22 protein-coding genes are annotated in these 19,856 nt (G+C 40.2%); 18 read left to right on the top strand and 4 right to left on the bottom strand.

What is annotated here, in order from left to right; genetic code table 11:
• Window positions 1-4: 4 nt before the first annotated feature.
• From BUB56_RS00465 to BUB56_RS00495, 7 genes are all read left to right on the top strand, one after another.
• The gene (locus tag BUB56_RS00465; protein WP_110939411.1) at window positions 5-346 is read left to right on the top strand and encodes a YlbF/YmcA family competence regulator; all 342 of its coding nucleotides are present in this window, start codon (window positions 5-7) and stop codon (window positions 344-346) included.
• A gap of 142 nt (window positions 347-488) precedes the next feature.
• Window positions 489-1,526, top strand: coding sequence for an endolytic transglycosylase MltG (gene mltG / locus BUB56_RS00470; protein WP_190013998.1), 1,038 nt, complete (start codon window positions 489-491; stop codon window positions 1,524-1,526).
• Between the two features lie 75 nt (window positions 1,527-1,601).
• Window positions 1,602-2,252 (top strand): O-methyltransferase, encoded by a 651-nt coding sequence (locus BUB56_RS00475; RefSeq protein ID WP_110939413.1) that lies wholly within the window; start codon window positions 1,602-1,604, stop codon window positions 2,250-2,252.
• Window positions 2,253-2,254: 2 nt separating this feature from the next.
• Window positions 2,255-3,496, top strand: a complete 1,242-nt coding sequence (locus BUB56_RS00480; protein ID WP_110939414.1) for a peptidase U32 family protein — start codon at window positions 2,255-2,257, stop codon at window positions 3,494-3,496.
• Window positions 3,489-4,139 carry a uridine kinase gene (gene udk / locus BUB56_RS00485; protein WP_110939415.1) on the top strand — a complete coding sequence of 217 codons (651 nt, stop codon included), beginning with the start codon at window positions 3,489-3,491 and terminating at the stop codon, window positions 4,137-4,139. Before BUB56_RS00480 ends, udk begins: the two co-directional genes overlap by 8 nt.
• Window positions 4,140-4,201: 62 nt before the next feature.
• Window positions 4,202-5,923: a peptidoglycan D,D-transpeptidase FtsI family protein gene (locus BUB56_RS00490; RefSeq protein ID WP_110939416.1), complete on the top strand. Its 1,722-nt coding sequence runs from the start codon at window positions 4,202-4,204 to the stop codon at window positions 5,921-5,923.
• A 76-nt stretch (window positions 5,924-5,999) separates the two neighbouring features.
• Window positions 6,000-6,467: a sigma factor gene (locus tag BUB56_RS00495; protein ID WP_110939417.1), complete on the top strand. Its 468-nt coding sequence runs from the start codon at window positions 6,000-6,002 to the stop codon at window positions 6,465-6,467.
• Here the strand turns inward: BUB56_RS00495 and BUB56_RS00500 are convergent.
• Entirely contained in the window at window positions 6,349-7,986 is a 1,638-nt protein-coding gene (locus tag BUB56_RS00500; protein ID WP_190014000.1) for a recombinase family protein, read from the bottom strand. The two genes, BUB56_RS00495 and BUB56_RS00500, sit on opposite strands and share 119 nt — an antisense overlap.
• 118 nt (window positions 7,987-8,104) lie before the next feature.
• On the opposite strand from BUB56_RS00500, the gene BUB56_RS00505 reads away from it, so the two are divergent.
• Window positions 8,105-8,338 (top strand): hypothetical protein, encoded by a 234-nt coding sequence (locus BUB56_RS00505; protein WP_110939419.1) that lies wholly within the window; start codon window positions 8,105-8,107, stop codon window positions 8,336-8,338.
• Between the two features lie 12 nt (window positions 8,339-8,350).
• Here BUB56_RS00505 and BUB56_RS00510 read toward each other — a convergent pair whose 3' ends face one another.
• Both BUB56_RS00510 and BUB56_RS00515 read right to left on the bottom strand, forming a co-directional pair.
• The gene (locus BUB56_RS00510) at window positions 8,351-8,743 is read right to left on the bottom strand and encodes a DUF2500 domain-containing protein (protein ID WP_110939420.1); all 393 of its coding nucleotides are present in this window, start codon (window positions 8,741-8,743) and stop codon (window positions 8,351-8,353) included.
• 84 nt (window positions 8,744-8,827) lie between these two features.
• The gene (locus BUB56_RS00515) at window positions 8,828-9,502 is read right to left on the bottom strand and encodes a hydrolase (RefSeq protein WP_110939421.1); all 675 of its coding nucleotides are present in this window, start codon (window positions 9,500-9,502) and stop codon (window positions 8,828-8,830) included.
• 212 nt (window positions 9,503-9,714) lie between these two features.
• Here BUB56_RS00515 and rodA point away from each other — a divergent pair, with 212 nt between their 5' ends.
• Both rodA and BUB56_RS00525 read left to right on the top strand, forming a co-directional pair.
• Window positions 9,715-10,821 carry a rod shape-determining protein RodA gene (rodA, locus tag BUB56_RS00520; protein ID WP_110939422.1) on the top strand — a complete coding sequence of 369 codons (1,107 nt, stop codon included), beginning with the start codon at window positions 9,715-9,717 and terminating at the stop codon, window positions 10,819-10,821.
• 266 nt (window positions 10,822-11,087) lie between these two features.
• Window positions 11,088-12,389 carry a CapA family protein gene (locus tag BUB56_RS00525; RefSeq protein ID WP_110939423.1) on the top strand — a complete coding sequence of 434 codons (1,302 nt, stop codon included), beginning with the start codon at window positions 11,088-11,090 and terminating at the stop codon, window positions 12,387-12,389.
• On the opposite strand, the gene BUB56_RS00530 is transcribed toward BUB56_RS00525, so the two are convergent.
• The gene (locus BUB56_RS00530; RefSeq protein ID WP_110939424.1) at window positions 12,386-13,492 is read right to left on the bottom strand and encodes a metallophosphoesterase; all 1,107 of its coding nucleotides are present in this window, start codon (window positions 13,490-13,492) and stop codon (window positions 12,386-12,388) included. The two genes, BUB56_RS00525 and BUB56_RS00530, sit on opposite strands and share 4 nt — an antisense overlap.
• Before the next feature lie 162 nt (window positions 13,493-13,654).
• On the opposite strand from BUB56_RS00530, the gene BUB56_RS00535 reads away from it, so the two are divergent.
• The 8 genes from BUB56_RS00535 to BUB56_RS00570 all read left to right on the top strand — a co-directional run bounded on the left by BUB56_RS00535 (window position 13,655) and on the right by BUB56_RS00570 (window position 19,603).
• Window positions 13,655-14,032, top strand: a complete 378-nt coding sequence (locus BUB56_RS00535) for a sigma-70 family RNA polymerase sigma factor (RefSeq protein ID WP_110939425.1) — start codon at window positions 13,655-13,657, stop codon at window positions 14,030-14,032.
• A 357-nt stretch (window positions 14,033-14,389) separates the two neighbouring features.
• Window positions 14,390-15,604, top strand: coding sequence for an HD-GYP domain-containing protein (locus BUB56_RS00540; RefSeq protein ID WP_110939426.1), 1,215 nt, complete (start codon window positions 14,390-14,392; stop codon window positions 15,602-15,604).
• Between the two features lie 79 nt (window positions 15,605-15,683).
• Window positions 15,684-16,100, top strand: a complete 417-nt coding sequence (locus BUB56_RS00545; RefSeq protein ID WP_110939427.1) for a bacteriohemerythrin — start codon at window positions 15,684-15,686, stop codon at window positions 16,098-16,100.
• A 216-nt stretch (window positions 16,101-16,316) separates the two neighbouring features.
• A complete protein-coding gene (locus tag BUB56_RS00550) occupies window positions 16,317-16,595 on the top strand; it encodes a hypothetical protein (RefSeq protein WP_110939428.1) in 279 nt (92 codons plus the stop codon).
• A 405-nt stretch (window positions 16,596-17,000) separates the two neighbouring features.
• Complete coding sequence (locus BUB56_RS00555) at window positions 17,001-17,324, top strand: PadR family transcriptional regulator (RefSeq protein WP_110939429.1); 324 nt, start codon at window positions 17,001-17,003, stop codon at window positions 17,322-17,324.
• Window positions 17,317-17,907, top strand: coding sequence for an HAAS signaling domain-containing protein (locus BUB56_RS00560; RefSeq protein ID WP_190014002.1), 591 nt, complete (start codon window positions 17,317-17,319; stop codon window positions 17,905-17,907). The genes BUB56_RS00555 and BUB56_RS00560 overlap by 8 nt, the downstream gene beginning before the upstream one ends.
• 1 nt (window position 17,908) lies before the next feature.
• On the top strand, window positions 17,909-18,943 hold the full coding sequence (locus BUB56_RS00565; RefSeq protein ID WP_110939431.1) for a DUF4097 family beta strand repeat-containing protein: 1,035 nt from the start codon (window positions 17,909-17,911) through the stop codon (window positions 18,941-18,943).
• A 150-nt stretch (window positions 18,944-19,093) separates the two neighbouring features.
• Window positions 19,094-19,603, top strand: a complete 510-nt coding sequence (locus BUB56_RS00570; protein ID WP_110939432.1) for a YqeG family HAD IIIA-type phosphatase — start codon at window positions 19,094-19,096, stop codon at window positions 19,601-19,603.
• Window positions 19,604-19,856 lie beyond the last annotated feature (253 nt).

Below are 19,856 nucleotides of genomic sequence, written 5' to 3' on the forward strand. Positions count from 1 at the left end.
TTTTATGAATATCCATGACTATGCCCATCAGCTGGCAAGAGCCCTTAAAAACTCAGATGAATTCAGACAATATAAAAGACTTCAGGGAGAAGTTCAAAAGTCTCCACAGCTAAAGAAAATGATTGACGATTTCCATAAACGACAAATTGAACTGCAGGCTGCCCAGATATCGGGACAAACTATGGATGCATCAAAAACTGAGCAGCTGCAGAAGCTCTATGAAATTATAGCAAAAGACCCCTTGGCAGCAGAATTTTTACATGCCGAAATGCGATTCAGTCAGCTGATCGGTGATGTCTACAAGATTATCGGCGAAGCAGTAGATATGAAGGATATGTTTTCATAAGAAAATGGTAGACGTAAAAATATTATGTCTACCATTTTGCGTCATTCTTTAAATTCCGGTTAAAATATTGTAAAAAACTGTTGATAAATGTATAATGATATCATCACAATGATTTTCAAATGACTAGATGGAGGGTACTTTTATGAATTCCTCTGTAAGAAGGCAAAGGAAGAAAAAATTCAAAAACTTACTACTGCTGCTGATCGCTGTCCTATTAGCGGCACCCCTCGGATTGTTTTATTCTTTTGGTAAATTGATCCAGCCAGTGGATGCATACAGTAACAGTACCATTACTGTAGAAATACCCAGCGGTACTTCTACTGCAAGAATAGCTAAGCTGTTAAAGGAAAATAACCTGATCAAAAACGATCTAGCCTTTCGGATTTTGAGCAGACTGTCAAAATCCGACGGCAAAATGCAGGCTGGAAAATATGCATTACGTAATGATATGGATGCAAAAGCGATTATACAGGCCTTGGTAGAGGGGGATGTAACCCATGATACGGTTAAATTTACTATCCCAGAAGGCTTCGAATTCGTTCAGATCGTAAATCGGTTAGAGAGTAACGGACTGATTGACAGAGATAAATTTCTTCAACTAGCTAACTACGGTGACTTCAACTATAAGTTTTTAGAGAACATTCCAAAGGGTGAGAACCGGCTGGAGGGTTTCTTGTTCCCCGATACTTATCAGGTTGCTAGGGATGCCACGGAAGAAGAAATCCTAAAGAAAATGTTGGATCGCTTCAACCAGGTCTTTCAGGAATCCTACTATCAAAGAGCACAGGAAATGGGTCTTTCCATCAATGAAGTGATTACCTTGGCTTCCATTATTGAGCGTGAGGCGAAACTGGATAAGGAAAGACCACTGGTTTCCAGTGTATTCCACAACCGTATTAAGCAAAATATGCTGCTTCAATCCTGTGCTACCGTTCAATATATATTGGGCGAGAGGAAAGAGAATCTTACACTGAAGGATATTGAAATCGATTCTCCTTACAATACCTATAAATACCAAGGTTTACCGCCTAAGCCTATTGCTTCGCCGGGTAAACCTTCCATAGAAGCTGCTTTATACCCAGAAACAACAGAGTATCTATATTTTGTTGTAAGCAAAAACGGAGAGCATACTTTCAGTAAAACCTATAAAGAACACCTGAAGGCGAAGAATGGAAATTAAAGGATTGGGAAACCTAATACGTGGGAACATACCACGTATTCATTTTTGTGAGCATAGCAAAAAGGAGTGTAAAGCTTGAGCAATATAGTAAATCCGTTGATCGAGGAATATATACGAAATACCATTTGTAAAAATGAAGGCTTACTAAAGGAGATGGAGGAATACGCTCTGGAGAATCATGTACCTATCGTTCAACCGGAGGTATCTAAGCTCCTGGAAGTGATTACAAAAATAAACGGGGCTAAAAAGATTCTGGAGGTAGGTACGGCGATCGGCTACTCAGCCATTGTTTTCTGCCAATCCTCCGGAGGAGGTAAAGTCACGACCATCGAGAGACGCTCGGATATGATCGAAAAGGCAAAAGGATATATTGCAGCAGCAGGCCTTAGTGACCATATCTGCATCCTGCAAGGTTGTGCAGAAGAAGTACTGCCCTCCCTGGAGGGAACATATGATTTGATTTTTTTAGATGCAGCAAAAGGGCAGTATATGGAATTCCTTGCATCCTGCATTCATTTGCTAAAGCCCGGCGGCGTACTTATATCAGACAACGTGTTGTATAAAGGGATGGTGGCCTCTAATGAATACGTTATACGAAGGAAAAAAACCATCGTCAAGCGAATGAGAACTTATTTGGATTATATTATGGAAGACCCAAAACTTGTATCCTGCCTGCTTCCGATTGGAGACGGGGTAGCGATCAGTTATAAAAACAAGGAGGCATAAATGTGGATAAAGTAGAACTATTAGCACCTGCAGGAGACCTTGAAAGATTGAAAATGGCCATCATCTACGGTGCCGATGCAGTATATATTGGCGGGCAGCAATTTGGACTGCGGGCCAGTGCCAAAAACTTTTCCTTTGAGGACATGGAAAAGGGGATACAGTTTGCTCATGAACGGGAAAAAAAGGTTTATGTTACCCTAAACATTATTCCCCACAACGAAGATCTTCAAGAGCTTCCAGGCTATCTGCAGAAGCTTTCGGCCATGCAGATCGATGCCGTTATATTATCTGACCCCGGCACTTTGATGTACGTGCGGGAGTATGCCCCAGAGCTTGAAGTACATTTGAGCACCCAAGCCAATAATACAAATTATATGAGTGCCCGATTCTGGCATAAACAGGGAATCAAGCGTGTAATTCTGGCGAGAGAGCTTTCCTTAGATGAAATTAAAGAAATCCATAGCAAAATACCTCAGGATCTGGAACTGGAAGCTTTTATACATGGTGCCATGTGCATATCTTATTCCGGAAGATGTTTGCTCAGCAACTATATGGCCAACCGCGATGCCAACCGAGGTGAATGTGCCCATCCCTGCCGATGGAAATATTATTTGGTTGAAGAGAAGAGGCCTGGTGAATATATTCCTGTGGTAGAGGATGAAAGAGGCACATATTTTTACAATTCAAAGGATCTTTGTATGATCGAGCATATTCCTGAATTGATTCAGTCAGGACTATCCAGTCTAAAAATCGAAGGCAGGATGAAGAGCGCCTACTATGTGGCTACCATCGTAGGGGCCTACCGCCGTGCCATTGATGCATATTATCAATTGGGAGAAGCCTACAGATACAATCCTGAATGGATGGAAGAGATCAAAAAAGCCAGCCACCGGGACTTCACCACCGGTTTTTATTTCAATAAGCCCGATGAAAAAGAGCAGGTATATGAAAACAGCTCCTATATCCGGGAATATGATTTTATTGGCTTAGTACTGGAATATGACCCTGAAACTCAGATCGCTACGATAGAACAGCGTAATCGGATTTTCAAAGGAGATCAAATCGAAGTGATCGGGCCTGACATTGATATGTTTACACAACAAATAGGTGTTCTGTGGAACGATAAGGGCGAAGAAATCCAGGTGGCACCGCATCCCCAGCAGATCATTAAGATGAAGATGGAAAAGCCTGTAGACAGGTATTATATATTAAGAAAAGATAGGAAGGATGATTCCGTTGAGTAAGCCAATATTAATCGGTATCACCGGGGGAACCGGTTCAGGCAAAAGTACGGTTGCAAAGGCTATTTTTGGAAGTCTTCCGGAAAAAAATATAGCCATCATTGAGCAGGATTCATATTATAAGGATCAAAGTCATTTAACCTTTGAAGAACGCATTCATACCAATTATGATCATCCTTTAGCTTTTGATACAGAACTGCTGCTGACTCATTTGAAGGATTTGCTAAACTTTAAGCCCATCCATAAGCCAAAATACAACTTCTCCATACATACCAGAGAAAAAGAAACACAGTTGGTTCAACCCAGGGATATTATTATCCTTGAAGGTATCATGATCTTAGAGGACGAGCGGCTCCGTGACTTAATGGATATCAAAATCTTCGTAGATACGGATGCAGACGTGCGTATCGTCCGCAGAATCAAAAGAGATATCACTGAAAGAAACCGAACTTTAGATTCGGTTATTGATCAGTACTTCAATACAGTAAGGCCAGCTCATCTGCAATTTATTGAACCCTATAAGCGATATGCAGATGTAATTATTCCGGAAGGAGGCTACAATAAGGTGGCCATAGACATCATGGTAGCAAAGGTACGCTCCGTCATTTACGAGAAGCAAAATGGCAAGGAACTGAAAATACTATAATGTATACACCTTTTTAGAATAGGAGATAATGAGAATATTCCATTCTGAGAAGGTGTTTTTTATTGAGAACAAGATTAGAGAGAAAAAAAATTGAAAAATCCTCACCCAGTATTATTGATGTTAACCGAAAAAGATTGTTCTCTTTAGGCATCATATTTACTTTAATTCTAGGTATGTTGATCAGCCGTTTGGCTTATATCCAACTGCTCAAAAGAGAAGATTATTATCATAAGGCGACAAATCAATGGTTTAAAGAAATCCCGATTGGTGTGGCCAGAGGAAAAATATTTGACCGAAACCTGAAGCCATTAACCAATCAGCAGAAAAATCAGTATCTGGTTATTTTTCCTGAACTTTTCCAAAAAACTGATGAAAACTTAGAGATTATTGCCAAACTAACAGGGGTAAAAAACTATATACTCCGATATGAGAAAATTCTCGGCTCACGGCCTGTTCAGCTAAAGGTAGTTCACCAAGATCAAACGCTGATAAAAGAAGCTGTAGGAATGAGAGGAGTATATCCTGTAGAGTCAGAGGATCGATATAATGAATCCGGCCTGGCATCTCATCTGATAGGCTACATCAATAAGATTGACAATACAGGTCATCAGGGATTGGAGAAAGCTTTTGACGAAGTGTTAAAGGAAAAACAAACCTTTAGGATCGGAGCCATTGTAGATGCACAAAAAAGAATGATTCCCGGTCTCGGATATAAGGTGATACAGGAAAGCAGGCCTGAAGAACGAAAGAATATCGTTACAACCTTGGATATGAATATACAGCAGATCGTGGAAGAAGAGTTTGACCGCTCCCATGAAAAAGGGAGTGTCGTTGTTCTGGATATTCGACATGGCGAAGTAATCGCTATGGTCAGCAGACCCAACTATGATCAAGACGATGTGGCAGCATCCCTAAACAGCAATAACCTTGAGCTCTTTAACCGTGCGATTCAGACTCCCTATCCTCCAGGCTCCGTTTTTAAGATCGTAGTATCTGCCGCAGCCCTAGAAAACAAATTGGTTTCATTGGATGATACCTATTTTTGCAGTGGTGCAGAAGAGATCGGGGATATCATCATTCGATGCTCCAGCTATGAACGGGGCGGCCATGGGCTGATAAATTTTGCAGATGCCTTTTCTTTATCCTGCAACTCCTATTTTATCCAGCTGGGAAAGCTGGTAGGAGGTAAGGAAATACTTTCCATGGCAGAAAAATTGGGTTTAGGACGAAAGACAGGTATTGAGCTGACGGAGGAGGTCCCTGGTACCCTGGCAGAGGATGACTATATCAAGGGGGCCGGAATCGGCAACATTTCCATCGGTCAAGGTACACTGGGGGTTACACCTCTTCAAATTGCAAGGTTAACGGCCATCATCGCCAATGATGGCATGGACCCGGGTGTAAGACTGATCCGCAACATTATAGATGATCAGGGAAATATTCTTGAGGATCACAATCAAAATACACCACAGCGTTTATTATCCCAGGAGACCGCTAAACAACTCCAGCATATGATGGAAAAAGTTGTTTCGGAAGGAACGGCAAGAAATCAGGATCTGACTGGTTTTATTGATGCAGCTGGCAAAACAGGCTCGGCAGAAGCTGTGTCTGATAGAAGAAATACAGTTCATGCGTGGTTTACAGGCTATTTTCCAACAAAAAATCCTCGCTACGCCATTACAATTATCGCTGAAGACGGTGGTTCTGGTGGGAGAGTGGCCGCACCTACCTTCAGAAATATCGCAGCAAGAATTCAAGCTTTGGAAAATGAGAGGAAAGAATAAAAATCGTGACATGCACACTTTTATACTAAATTGAATATTATTTAAGATGACCAATAATAAGGAGGGGGGCAGCTTCATGTGGACGACCTTTTTTACACTTTCGGCAGTATTGGCCAAACCGGTATTCACACTTGTATCCTATGTATCCAGCAATACATCTTTTCCAAAGCCCTTAACCCAAGAGGAAGAAAATTTTTATCTGGAAAAATACGAGCAAGGGGATGAAGAGGCTAAAAATATTTTGGTTGAGCGAAATCTTCGGTTAGTGGCCCATATCGTAAAGAAATACCACAACACCGGTAAAGAAGTAGACGATTTGATTTCTATAGGTACCATTGGACTGATCAAGGCCATTATTACCTTCGATAGAAGCAAAGGAACCCGATTGGCAACCTATGCTGCAAGGTGCATTGAGAATCCGTTTTTCACTGTACTGCAGCATTCTTTTTTAAATGGATTTCTACGGCTCCCTCATGATAAAGAATCCTTTCAACTGTTCCTTCAACAAACCTACGTTTTTCCTCTACACTCTCCATACTGTTAACTACATGCCCAATCGAGGCAACGTTTTCTCTGATACCCTTTAATATAGCAGGGGAGAGATCCATTGATGGATGCTGCTCTACTATTTTTCTATGTTCCATTTTTTTCTCTAATTCTGAGATATGGTGATCCAACTCCTCAATTCTCTCGCCAATATGCTTTGCAGCTGCATCAGGAATGTTTCTTTCCAGCTTTGATAACAGCTGCTGAATTCGTTTGCGATTTCTGTGAATTTGTTTATTTAAATCCTCATTTGAAGATATTATATTTCTTTTACTGTTTAAAAATTTGGATTCTACTTTCTCCAGTATTTTTTTAACCTGACTCGGCTGAGGCGCCAGTGAAACCAATGTCTCCAACACAGTCTGATCCAACAGGTCTCCCCGAATATTCCTATTGCTGCAGCCTGCACCACCGGTAAGATCCTTTTGCTGACAAACATAGTAATAGAACCGATGACCATTTTTTTTATCTTTTTGCCCATATCGGATAATCATTGGCCCTCCACAGTATTTACAGCGCAGCAGTCCAGAGAGAAGGGCGTGACTGCTCTTTTTCCAGGGTACACCAGGCTTGCTGTTTTTAGATATCTGTTTTTGAACCGCAATCCAATCAGAAGCATCAATGATGCCATTATGATCCCCCACCGTCACAATCCAATGCTCCGGATCACAAGGTTCTGTTCCTTTTATGCCTGATTTTCTATTTTTATTATAGGTCAACAATCCATGGATGCCGTCGAATGCTTCAATAGGGGAGGCAATATCGGACTGAAGTACCCTAAAATAGTCAAATATTCTGGGGTCAGCCTTTACATAGACGGGATTCATCAATATTGAACGTATCGTCTGTTTTTGAAAAGCCCCGCCATTCTTTGTCTGAAAGCCTTGGGCTAATAAATATTTCTCAACCTGGCTTAGGGACTTTTTCTTTAAATAATGTGTATAGATTTTCTCAATAACCGCTAACTCTTCAGGAATACCCTCCAGGATATACTTTCTTTTCTCTTTTCCCTGATGGTCTCTAAATCGCATTTCCTTGGATGTGTAACCCGTTGGTGCGATCCCTCCAAGCCATCTGCCAGTCTTCGCCAGCTGGATCATATTGTCCCGAACCCGCTGCTGCAGCATCTCTCTTTCCAACTGGGCGAAGGTAGCAGCGATATGTACCATAGCTCTTCCAAGTGGAGTAGTAGTATCGAAATTCTCCGTTATAGAGATAAAATCAATACCTTTGCTATTCATTTTTTCAATGAACTCTAATATATCCAGCATTCTTCTTGAAATACGATCCAGCTTATAAAATATCACATGCTGTATTTTTCCCTGATCGATATCCTGCAGAAGCTGTTGAAAACCAGGTCTGTTTTGGTTCTGTCCGGAAAAGCCTTCATCAAAATAAACAAGACTATCCCAGCCTTTCATCGCGGCATATTCCTGACAGGCATCAATCTGGTTTTTCACCGATTCACCTTTACCGGTAAATAAAGACTTTCGACTATATATACCTGCTACACTCAAAACCATCACCCCTTATAATCATATATATCTGCCGAGAAGAGAAATATTAATAAATATCATAAGACAAATTCTGATGATCATAAGAATGTAGTATCCTCAGAATGAAAAGGTGAGGCATATGCCGAAAGAAAACTCAAAAATCAAGATTGTTATACAAGGGCAGGAGAGTATAAAAGAAATACAGTATTTGATGATTCAATGGACGGCAGAGAAGTACCAGCAGCTGTTAGAGAGCCTCAATGAAGGGAAAGTACCCGCCATGCTTTTCAATCTCTTAGAAGAGGAGGTTTTTCAAGAGATTTTCGGAAAAACAAAACAGGAATTAGAGCATTTAAAGATCAAGTTGTTCTAATTCCTGCCATTTTTACTCCTGAGAGCTTTTTTTACGGTCGAAGCTGTGATATCGGCTACCTTGGAAGGTCAGTTTCCCTACATCGCCTTCAGCCAGCATACCATACTCCTGAGCGGAAACGCGAAACTCCATACGGTCACCGCTTTCTACCTCGAAGGTAGTATAATAGGTGGTAGACGTACTGTGATGGGTATGGTCCCCATGATTGTGTGCACTGCGTGAAGTATGGCTGCGCTTAGTTACCACTACGGCCGGTACGGAAAGCACAGGCTGCTGATTATTGTTATGCCATTCTTTAATTCCTCTAATCACAGTAAACACGATCATGCCAAATACAAAAATAAAAAAGATAGGAAATAAGCTAAACATAAAATTGAAAGCTCCAAATCCCCCAAATGGCTCCATATTGCATTCCCCCTAGTCTATAGCATAAAAGGAAAGGATCTGCTAAAAGGAAGCAGATCCTTTCCTTTTATTTCCATTATATGTCTATTTCTTGCTTAATTCAATTCTATATCGATCCATAACCTCACTAAATATATCGGCAGTGCAAGGAGGTGTGTAAGTAATAGCATTGGCTCCGGCATCAATGGTTTCTTGAATCGTAGCATCTGTAGGTCCTCCGGTAGCGATAATAGGGAATTCCAGATAAGCCTTTCGGATCTGCCTTACGATCCTTGCCGTATTGGCGCCTCCAGATACATTAAAAATTGATGCTCCGGCTTTGATTCTTCCGTCAATATCTTCATTTTCAGATACCACAGTTACAGTAATAGGAATGTCGATCTGCTTCTTCATTTCGATAATAACTTCATTAGCAGTAGGGGCATTTAACACCACACCGATAGCTCCTTGAAACTCCGCATGTAAGGCCACGTTTATCGATCTTTGCCCGGTAGTTAATCCGCCTCCTACTCCACAAAAAACAGGAACAGGAGCTACTTCCATGATCGCTTGTGTAATGGCCGACTGTGGGGTAAAGGGATATACCGCGATGATGGCGTCGGCATTTGTATTTTTAATAATTGCTACATCTGTTGAAAATAAAAGAGATTTTATTCTTTTGCCCATTATCTTGATACCGCTGGCCTTATAGATAGCCTGAGGTACCTCGATGATTTTCTTCCTCAGTTCCGTTTTAATTTCAGGAACGAACTTTTCCATCCTTTCACCTCCCAAAGATATACCCATACTTCATTTTAACACATATATTGTCTTATTACCCGACTAGACTTTGCATAAACAAAATATCCCTGTTGGGTTGGAGGGACTGGTAATTTAAACAAGGTGTTGAATCCTGCATGGGTTTAAGATAAACTAGTCATAGGATATACTGAAATATATAGGATCATACATTGCCTAGACTTGGAGGTATTATGTTTAAATTTGACAACAGACTTATCCGTAAGCTGGACTTTGGCTTAATCGCTGTATTGCTGATCATCTGTGTTTTTGGCGTAGTCATCATTGGTAGTGCCACCCAAAGTCTTGAAAGTACGCGATATATAAAAACCCAGATAATATCGATCCTTATGGGATTCACTGCCATTATTATCCTTTTATTAATTGACTATAATTTCTTTGCCAAACTCTATATTCCTATCTATATACTCTGCAATGCATTGCTGATGGCGGTGCTGTTGTTTGGTTCAGGAAAGGATACATGGGGAGCAAACCGTTGGATCCGTATTGGCGGTGTACAGTTTCAACCTTCTGATTTCGTAAAAATAGGAATCATCATCTGTTTAGCCAAGCTGGTATCCGATAAAAAAGATTCTATTCATGAACTGTCTACTCTAATCAGAATATTAGGCTTTGCGGCGGTACCGATGGTACTCATTCTTGCACAACCGGATTTAGGGACTACATTGACCTTTGCAGCCTTTACTTTCGGGATTCTTTTTATGGCCGGCCTGCGCTATAAGCATATTCTCGTAACAGCACTAATCGGCATTCTCAGTATGCCCTTTGCCTGGATGGGATTGAAGGATTATCAGAAAACCAGAATACTGGTGTTTTTAAATCCAGAGATGGACCCAATGGGGAAGGGATATCACGTAATCCAGTCTAAACTGACCATAGGGTCTGGCAGATTGTTTGGCAGGGGTCTGTTTAAAGGCGTACAAACCCAGCTGGGCTTTCTTCCGGAAAAGCATACCGACTTTATCTTCTCCGTGTTATCTGAGGAGCTAGGACTGCTGGGTGCACTTTTTCTGTTGGTGATGTACAGCATTTTACTGGTAAAATGCGTCAATATTGCCCGTAGAGCCAAAGATGATTTCGGAGCATATTTGGTTACCGGAGTAACCTTTATGCTGGCCTTTCATATCTTTGCAAATATTGCCATGACTATAGGATTGATGCCTGTAACCGGTAAGCCATTGCCCTTTGTAAGCTATGGGGGAACCTTTATGCTGTCGAACATGATCTGTATCGGTTTGATCCTAAACGTCAGTATGCGTAGAGATAAAATCAACTTCTAGCTTTGTATAAAAGGATATTTATAGGGGTCGACGATTCTGTCGACCCGCAGCGATGACCACTATCCCATAAACTACAAGCCCTTGTGCCGTTTCGTTCAAAACTGGCCTATACTAACACTGGAGCCGATTACCTTGTGAATAGGCATAATTCAATCATCTCCAAAGAGACCTGCAACCTACACTTGCATCGTCTCTTTTTTTATGCTTTAATATAAGGAGTCAAAAATTGGGCAATATTACCAAGATTTTTATAGAAGGTGATTGACATGAACATCAAACAAATACATATCGGACTGGCCGTATTCATATTATTGTTCTATATCGGCCTTCACCCTTTCGAAGAAAGCGATCCCGCATTTCAGGAACTTCTTGAAGAAACCCCGTCTGTAACGGAGGACAAGCAGAAAGAAGAACCTATAACCCTTCAGATCACGGCTGTGGGAGACATAATGGTTCACGGACCCCAACTGAAAGCTCAGTGGAATGAACAAGCGAAAACCCACGATTTTCATAACAACTTCCAATTTGTCAAAGCCTACATACAGCAGGCAGATCTGGCACTATGCAACCTGGAAACCACCTTTGGCGGGAAAGAACGGGGTTACTCCAGCTTTCCGTTGTTTAACTCTCCCGACACCCTTGCGGATGCACTGAGGGAGGCAGGCTTTCACGGTGCCAGTACAGCAAATAATCATACCCTTGATACAGGTCTGGCAGGAGTCCTGCGTACGCTGGATGTGCTGGAGGAGAAAGAAATAGCAGCTTTTGGCACAAGGAGAAATACCAGTGAATCTTCATTTCAGATCCTTGAACATAAGGGGATAAAAATCGGCTTAACTGCCTATACCTATGAAACGCCTCCATGGGGTGAATTTAAAACGCTCAACGCCATCAAAATTCCGAAGGAAGCAGAGGCTTTGATTGACAGCTTTAGCTACCAAGCCCTCACTAAGGAACTTGAGAAATTGAAGGAAAGAATTCAACAAATGAAGGCAGAAGGGGCAGAACTGGTCATTTTTTACCTTCACTGGGGAAATGAATATGAGCAGGAGCCCAATCCTGTCCAAAGACAAATTGCCCAGTACCTGGCAGAGGAGGGAGCAGATATTATTTTCGGAAGTCATCCCCATGTACTGCAGCCCATGGAACTCATCCAAACTGCTGAAAAAGAAACGCTGGTAGTCTATTCCATGGGAAACTTTTTATCCAACCAACGGTATGAAATCCTGAAAAATCGCCATACTGAGGACGGGATCATTGTCAATGTACTGCTTCGCAAGGATAGACAGAATGCACCTTTAAAGATCGAAGGGGTAACATACATACCTACCTGGATTCACCGCTATAGGAAAGGACAAAAGTTAGTCTTTGAAATACTGCCGCTGCCTGCTGCCTTAGAAAAACCTGATGCATATAATTTAACAACGGCAAAAGACAGTCTGTGGCGGGCAGAAAATTCCCTTAAGAATACACTAGGAACCATGGTAAAATATACAAACCATAGGATTTCCTTATATACTGGGGAAGAAAAAAAGACGTCTTATCGACGTCCTATGGTTGAAGACTAAAAATCGGGTTTACCTGTCAAAGTCAGCTTCACCATTTCCGGGGAGGTAAACAACCGCATGGGAGGGCCCCAAAAACCGGTACCGCTGGAGGTGTAGATATAGGAGTCCTCCATTTGGTACAGTCCATGGGAGTATTTGAAGGCCAGTCGAACCAGTAGATTCATAGGGGGAATTTGCCCGCCGTGGGTATGTCCTGAAAGCTGCAAATCTACGCCTAGGGCCACAGCTTTATCAAAATCCACAGGTTTATGGGATAACAGCACAGTGATTCTTTCAGGGTCTGCGTTCTTCAGGATACTATCAAGATCTGCAGTCTCCAGTCCAAAGCGTTTTGCTGTATCATCATGGATACCCGCCAGTTCTAGGGTATTTCCAAGAGATATCCTTTCATTTTTCAGCACATAGATATTGGCCTGCGCCATTAACTTGTAGAAATCCTCTATGCCTGCATAGAATTCGTGATTGCCTGATACAGCATAGACCCCATGGGTGCTCTTTAACTGCTGCAGCAGCGGCAAAAACCGCTCTACACGTTCATAACGATCATCAATAATGTCGCCTGTCATCACGATCACATCGGGCTGCTGCCTGTTCACCTGTTCCACTATCTCGGCAAACCAAGTCTCAGATTTATATCCATCCAGATGAAGGTCGGAAAGCTGAAGAATGGTAAATTCTGATTGATCCTGTGGAAAGCGTCCTACTGATAACCGGTGCTCTATCAATCCAGGTGGTTTAGCTGCCTGGTAGATCGAAAAAAGCCCTAACAGCAGGGTTAGTAGCAAGGCACCATAGACTGCGGTATGTCGTGGTATAGAGAAGAATAGAGAAAGATCCTTTAATATAAAAATGAAAAAACCGATAGTGATAAAACCCAGCCAAATACTGCCTGCATAGGAAAAGCCATGCAGTCCGTACATTCTCTCCAGTATTTCACCTGCAAAGAACAGCAGGCCTCCCATAAAGAGCATTACAATAATCATACGGCGTATGCCTACACTAAGCTGTAAATCCTTTGTCAGGCTGTTGTATAAATAATAGTGCAGTCCAAAATATATGCTGGTCGCAACAATCAAAAAAAATATTATACTCGATGGCTTCATTTACGTCCTCCTCAGTTGTATCATTTATGCCTTTTGTAGTTTAGACATCTTTTCACAGTTTTTATCCCTTACTCCCTAGAATAATCATTCTTTCTTTTTTCAATAATTCCTCTAAAAAAATTAATATGTCGCAGTTTTGTAAAAAACGGAAATGAAATCCTTATGACAATCCGATCTAACAAAAAAACAAAAAGCGAAGTATCCTTGCAGGATCCTATTGGTGTCGATAAGGAAGGCAATGAAATTTCCTTACTCGACATATTGGGCACTGAAAATGATGAGGTTCTTGAAGAAGTAGAATTAAAGATTCAGGTGAAAAAGCTATATCAAAAAATGGCAAAAGTTCTGAAAAGCAGAGAAAGAACCGTTATCGAACTGAGATACGGCCTAGCAAACGGGGGCAGCAAAACCCAAAGGGAAATCGCAAAGCTGCTGGGAATATCCCGCTCCTATGTATCAAGAATTGAAAAACGAGCGATTAAAAAGCTCAGTAAGGCCTTTAATTGCAGTACAGAACCGATCATCGAGGATGATGAATAGGTAAGTTGCCCCCCATACTATATAAGCCTGTCATATACTCGAAATTTGGCCTATCCTACAGCTTGAAGCATGAGTATCAATACAATCAGAGGCAAAGTGGGTACTGATTTATATAAATCCGCAATGCCTCTTAATTTGTTTATAAAAAAGATTTTGCATTTTCTTTAGGTGTTTTAGTATGCTATGATGTTTATATAGTTTCATAGACATATTCTCCGCTCTTTTAACTAAAGGCGCTGTCCTGTCACAGTGCTTGCAAGGGGGCATTTGGCTCAATTCTCAAGAAAGAAGAAGTAGATTATTCCAGGTATCAAAATATGTTATTGTTTATTCTTATCAACTAGGAGGGTAGAATTTATGGGAAATACTAAGCCTAATTTGTATGTAAAAAAACAATTACGTCAGCTGATTCCAGGAGATATACTATTACATCCTATTTACAGAACAGACGGTTTGATGCTGATCAACCAATACAAAACGCTATCTTCTGATATTATTCAAAAGATCATTTACCACTTGCCTTCAAATACTCATGTACTTGTTGTTCCTTCACAGGATTCGTACCAGCAGTATATCGATGAAGAGCAGTATAGAAATGCCCAGTATATTGATATGCTGCAAGAAATTATCCTGGAGCACAACAAATTGATGACAGTACCATTAACGATGATGTCTCTACTGGACCCGCATGTTAACGTGGAAACTATGAGACAAGATTCTTATTCAGAAAAAAACTATAATCCTGACAATGATTATCTGGATACTTTATATAAATTTCCTCTTTTTTTATCTTTTGAAAACAATCTCGAATCTGCTAAGCTAAAAGAAAGAGCCTCTAGAGTCAGAAAAAAACTATATGACATCATTAGATCCAATAATGTGCTTTGTAATGCCCTCATACCGATAAAACACTATAAAGATATACTTTTAATTCACAGTATGAATACCGTAAGCATTTCCTTAATGATTGGATTAACAATAGAACTGACAGAAGAAGAACTGGTAGATCTTGCAATTACAGCTTTACTTATAGACGCATCCTTAACAAGGCTGCCGAAAGAAACCTTTAATATTCACTTGCAGTATTCAACAAAAGGGAAGGAACTTTATCAAGTATACGTAGACTTCATTAAAAACATATCCACCGAACTCCCTATGCTTAGAAAAGAATCCATTTTTTTCGGAATCCTCGACTATTATGAGCACTATGATGGCGGAGGCTATCCAAAAGGAAAAAGCGGCAAAGATATTGGCAGGTTTGCCAGGATCATTTCAATGGCACATTTTTATGAGGAAAAGGTGGGAGGCTATTTTCATAACAGTGGAACAAAACCTCGTGATGCAATAAGCTTAGTTTGGGAAAATAAATCGAAAAAATTTGATCCAAATATCATAGATATTTTTGTTCGCAGATCCAATTTCTTTAAAATAGGGGAGTCAATTATTATCCCGGAGTACGGTCGTGGAATAATCACTGGTTTTGAAGACTATATAAATGTACCTCATATGCCTATCGTAAAATTTGAAAACGGCGTTACTGTAAACCTTTTGACATTACATAAGCATGAATAAAGTATTAGCCATTTCTATAGGCTTCCTTTATAAAAATATGGTATAATAAGGTGTATACTTCACAAAGGGGGAAGCAGGAATGTTATTCAAATGGAAGGATGCCTACAGCTGTAATGTGGAGGCAATTGACCAACAACACAAAAAACTATTTGAAATTGGATCAAAGCTATATAATATCGTAGCCTTAAAGGACGGCGCTGATCACTATGACGAAATCATGGACGTACTGTTAGAACTAAAGGACTACACCATCTATCATTTTGATTTTGAAGAAGCGCTTATGGAAAAACATGGATTTCCAGGCCTCGGTGCCCATCTGAAAGAACATAACAGCTTTATCGATAAAATTGTTGAGCTGGAAAACGAGGACATTGATGAGAAACAAAGAAAAATCACCATGGACATTATCATCTTTGTATCCAACTGGATTGAACAGCATATCCTAAAAAGTGATATGCAATATAAGGATTTTTTCAATAGCAAAGGTGTACACTAAGCAGCAAAAGCAGCATTTGAGCATATTATTGAATGCTCTAAGCTGCTTTTTCATCTTTTAAAGAAAAATGATAAAAGGTGGCTATATCATATCACAATATAAAAGTCCTTAAAGGATTTGCAGATTTTGTTATTCCTAATGGTCTGCTAAATACAGCTTTAGACAGGACATACTAACAATAGCAGTTTCTTTAGATAGAAGAAGGAGGTTGGACACTTGAAAATTAATGGTATTAAAGAAATATCCTATCAGGGACAATCGGTAGATGTCTATCTAGATGTAGAATTTGATGATGAGACTATGATCCGTTGGAACCTTGTAGATCCAGTGGTTCAGATGGTATACGCAACCCAGGAGCGGCTGGAAATGGACTACATGGAGCTGATTGATGGGGGCTTGATCGTTCACAGCTTCGAACTGAGTGAAGAAGAGATCAGACAAATCGATGAATATGTTAAAAACAATAATATAATGGACAAGATCCAAAGTCAGTAATACAATTCTATTTCATATAGGCTGGGACTCCCAGCCTTTTATACTATATTTTTGTTTTACTTCCGCTTTATCCTTAAGGTTATTGTTAAGCTCTGATCTGATCTACAGTCTTACTATATTTTGTATTTCTTCCTGCTATTAGAAGGGTAGAAAACGTATCCCTATGGCATTCTGCTAAACCTATATGCACAAATTTCTTTAAAAAACACCTCTTTATAAAATGAAAAACTGTAAAAATAAAAAAAAATCACACAGTACCTTGTATTAAAAGGTAGCTTATGATACATTATAATCATAGAGAAAATATGACCAAAAAATCAATAAATCCACTAAGCAGAAATGTACAAGGGAGCGTGCTTCTGTGCCGTTCAGATATATCTCTTGTTTGTACAGAAAGGAGTCCTAATGAACATACAATTCAAAAAAGGCGTACTGGAGCTTTGCGTACTGGCTATGCTGGATCGTAAGGATTGCTATGGATATGAGCTGGTCAACGAAATCTCAAAAAATATAGCGATTTCCGAGGGAACCATCTATCCATTGCTGCGAAGATTAAAGGAAGAAGGGTACTTCATCACATATCTTCAAGAATCGCAGGAAGGCCCGCCACGAAAATACTACAGACTGACACCCTTAGGAAAAAAAACGAAAGAGGAACTGCTGATGGAATGGTTCCGATTTGTAAAAGGAATAAATCATATTTTGGAAGGAGATGAAGAACTTGCGTAAAGCAGAATTTCTAAATACACTGGAGCAATCCTTGAGCAACATATCCGTAGAAGAGAGAAACGAGATACTATACGACTATGAAGAACATTTTCAAATGGGCCTTGAGCAAGGAAAAACAGAAGAAGAAATTGCCGCTTCATTGGGAGATCCAAAAAATCTAGCCAAAGAATTTACTGTTGGCCATGCACTCAAAAGGGCTGAAACGGATACCTCTACCACCAATGTACTAAGGGCTGTATTTGCAACCATAAGTCTTGGATTCTTCAATGTCATATTTATCCTGGGTCCTTTTTTGGCACTGGTTGGAATACTCACTGCACTGTTTGCCGCAGCCTTTGGCATAACCATATCAGGAGTAGCAATGTTTGGAGGTTCAATACTGTTTCCATTTTTCGGATGGAGCATGCACTTGCCCTTCAGCATCCACATGAATCCCCTGGCCACTTTCTTTGCGGCAATAGGAACCACTGCCTTAGGCATTCTATTCATTATCGGCAACTGTTATCTGTCCATGTATTTCTACAAAGCTACGCTTCAATATATTAAATTAAACTTACGTATTATCACCGGTAGGAGGGTATAACATGTTTAAAAACATCAATATGAAAAAATTAATTCTCATTTTATCCCTTGTAGTAGTGGTTTCCTTTTCCCTGGCAGCCATAACTTCCTTTTTAACCAGAAGTTTTTCAATAGGAAGGAATACGGCTACTCCCAATATACAAAACCAGGAAAAAGGATCGATCGGGGGAACCGTCAGCAGAGAAATCAATGAAGAAAAGACCTTTGATATCGATGGCTTGAAGCAAATCGATATTGAAGCGGCCAGCAGCAACATCAATATTATACCCACAACAGATGGAACAACGCTAAAAGCTCACTTTCATGGTACCGTATCCACCAGCTCTGAAAACTATATCCCTTATCTGGATGCCTCAAGCAGCGGAGACCGTATAAAACTATCCATCAAAAGAAAATCAAATAATATCGTCGGTTTCATCAATGAAAATACAGCTTTAGATGTTTATGTCCCCAAAGCTTACAGGCAGGCCATGGATATTAGAAATGTCTCAGGAACTACAAAAATAGATACCCTAGAACACACAGATTTCAGATTTACTTCTGTATCCGGCAATTTGATTGCAAAGTCTTTAGTGGGAAATACAGCAGACTTGGGCAGCACTTCAGGGGATATGCAAATCACGCATCTTGATGTGAAGACCTTAAACCAAAAGTCGGTGTCGGGAAAAATCACTATAGAAAACTGCAAAACAGAAGATAGCACCCTAAAGACTACCTCCGGCAATATTCGCTTAGAAAACAGTCAGGGCAACATGGATCTTGAATCCATTTCAGGAGATCTAAATGTAAGCTATGCAAGCTTTAATCATGATATCAAGGCTAAAACCACTTCAGGCAAAGTAAGCATAAAACTGCCTAAAACAGCTTCCTTTGCTATCGAAACCGATACAGTCTCCGGTAATTTCATCAGTGATTTTCCTATTACTCTAACAGGCAGTGTAAATAAAAAAAGCATCTCCGGCAGAGTAGGGAACAGCAGTCACAAAGTCTCAATCCGAACAGTATCCGGCGATATCCAGCTCCATCCGATAAAATAAGAACTATTCGTCAAAAATACAAGAGCATTGCCGTAAGATGTTGAAATATCACTATTTCCACGGAAATATAATTTCCGGAAAAACATGTACTGCTTCTATGGATTCTGGGTTATAATGGTAAATATATATTCCAATCATAGAGGTGAAAAAATGCTGACAAGATTAACACCAAAGCATTACGCAGAATCCGTATTCCAAATAGATATAAACCTTTTAAAGAAAAAACAGATCAGAGGCCTGATTATCGATATTGACAATACACTGGTACAGTGGGATAAAAAATACGCCAGCGATGCAGTCAAGGCTTGGCTCTTGGAACTGCAGGAAACAGGCTTCTCTATCTGTCTTGTGTCCAACAATACAGAGGACCGAGTGGTGGTATTCAATGAAACCTTAAAGCTGCCGGCTATCCATAGAGCAAGAAAGCCTCGCAGAGGGCCATTTCGGCGAGCTATGGAGATCATGGGTACCATTCCGGATACCACGGCGGTAATCGGCGACCAACTCTTTACCGATATATTGGGCGGAAACCGCTTGGGATTGTTTACCATACTTGTGGTTCCCCTGGAGGGGAGAGAATTTTGGTGGACTACCTTGGTACGCAAGGTAGAGAGGCATGTATTAAAGGCGGTACTTTCAAATTATCATATGGATAAATAATAGATCTAGAAAGCTGTATTATTTACATGTTAAATTATACAGCTTTTAAATTTGCCTCATTCTGAGACCAAGTATTAGCAAGACATCTTCTCTTTGCTACAGCATATGGTGTCTGCTGATGTCGAATTTAGTTTAAGGAGACATGTTTACTGCTGTAAAAATGGATATAAAGTGATAATATCTAATCCTGACTTCAACAGTATTTTACAGTTTTTTTATATCCTAACAGGATTTTAGATAATTTCGTCGAATA

This window comes from Geosporobacter subterraneus DSM 17957 (assembly GCF_900142145.1).
GTDB lineage: Bacteria > Bacillota > Clostridia > Peptostreptococcales > Thermotaleaceae > Geosporobacter > Geosporobacter subterraneus.

What these genes read in the sequence shown, in the direction of transcription:
- BUB56_RS00495 (WP_110939417.1), top strand. Translation starts at nt 6,000, where the DNA reads ATGTGGACGACCTTTTTTACACTTTCGGCAGTATTGGCCAAACCGGTA.
- BUB56_RS00540 (WP_110939426.1), top strand. Translation starts at nt 14,390, where the DNA reads ATGGGAAATACTAAGCCTAATTTGTATGTAAAAAAACAATTACGTCAG.
- BUB56_RS00555 (WP_110939429.1), top strand. Translation starts at nt 17,001, where the DNA reads ATGAACATACAATTCAAAAAAGGCGTACTGGAGCTTTGCGTACTGGCT.
- mltG (WP_190013998.1), top strand. Translation starts at nt 489, where the DNA reads ATGAATTCCTCTGTAAGAAGGCAAAGGAAGAAAAAATTCAAAAACTTA.
- BUB56_RS00510 (WP_110939420.1), bottom strand. Translation starts at nt 8,743, where the DNA reads ATGGAGCCATTTGGGGGATTTGGAGCTTTCAATTTTATGTTTAGCTTA.
- BUB56_RS00535 (WP_110939425.1), top strand. Translation starts at nt 13,655, where the DNA reads ATGACAATCCGATCTAACAAAAAAACAAAAAGCGAAGTATCCTTGCAG.
- BUB56_RS00530 (WP_110939424.1), bottom strand. Translation starts at nt 13,492, where the DNA reads ATGAAGCCATCGAGTATAATATTTTTTTTGATTGTTGCGACCAGCATA.
- BUB56_RS00570 (WP_110939432.1), top strand. Translation starts at nt 19,094, where the DNA reads ATGCTGACAAGATTAACACCAAAGCATTACGCAGAATCCGTATTCCAA.
- BUB56_RS00525 (WP_110939423.1), top strand. Translation starts at nt 11,088, where the DNA reads ATGAACATCAAACAAATACATATCGGACTGGCCGTATTCATATTATTG.
- BUB56_RS00505 (WP_110939419.1), top strand. Translation starts at nt 8,105, where the DNA reads ATGCCGAAAGAAAACTCAAAAATCAAGATTGTTATACAAGGGCAGGAG.
- BUB56_RS00515 (WP_110939421.1), bottom strand. Translation starts at nt 9,502, where the DNA reads ATGGAAAAGTTCGTTCCTGAAATTAAAACGGAACTGAGGAAGAAAATC.
- BUB56_RS00545 (WP_110939427.1), top strand. Translation starts at nt 15,684, where the DNA reads ATGTTATTCAAATGGAAGGATGCCTACAGCTGTAATGTGGAGGCAATT.
- rodA (WP_110939422.1), top strand. Translation starts at nt 9,715, where the DNA reads ATGTTTAAATTTGACAACAGACTTATCCGTAAGCTGGACTTTGGCTTA.
- BUB56_RS00465 (WP_110939411.1), top strand. Translation starts at nt 5, where the DNA reads ATGAATATCCATGACTATGCCCATCAGCTGGCAAGAGCCCTTAAAAAC.
- BUB56_RS00565 (WP_110939431.1), top strand. Translation starts at nt 17,909, where the DNA reads ATGTTTAAAAACATCAATATGAAAAAATTAATTCTCATTTTATCCCTT.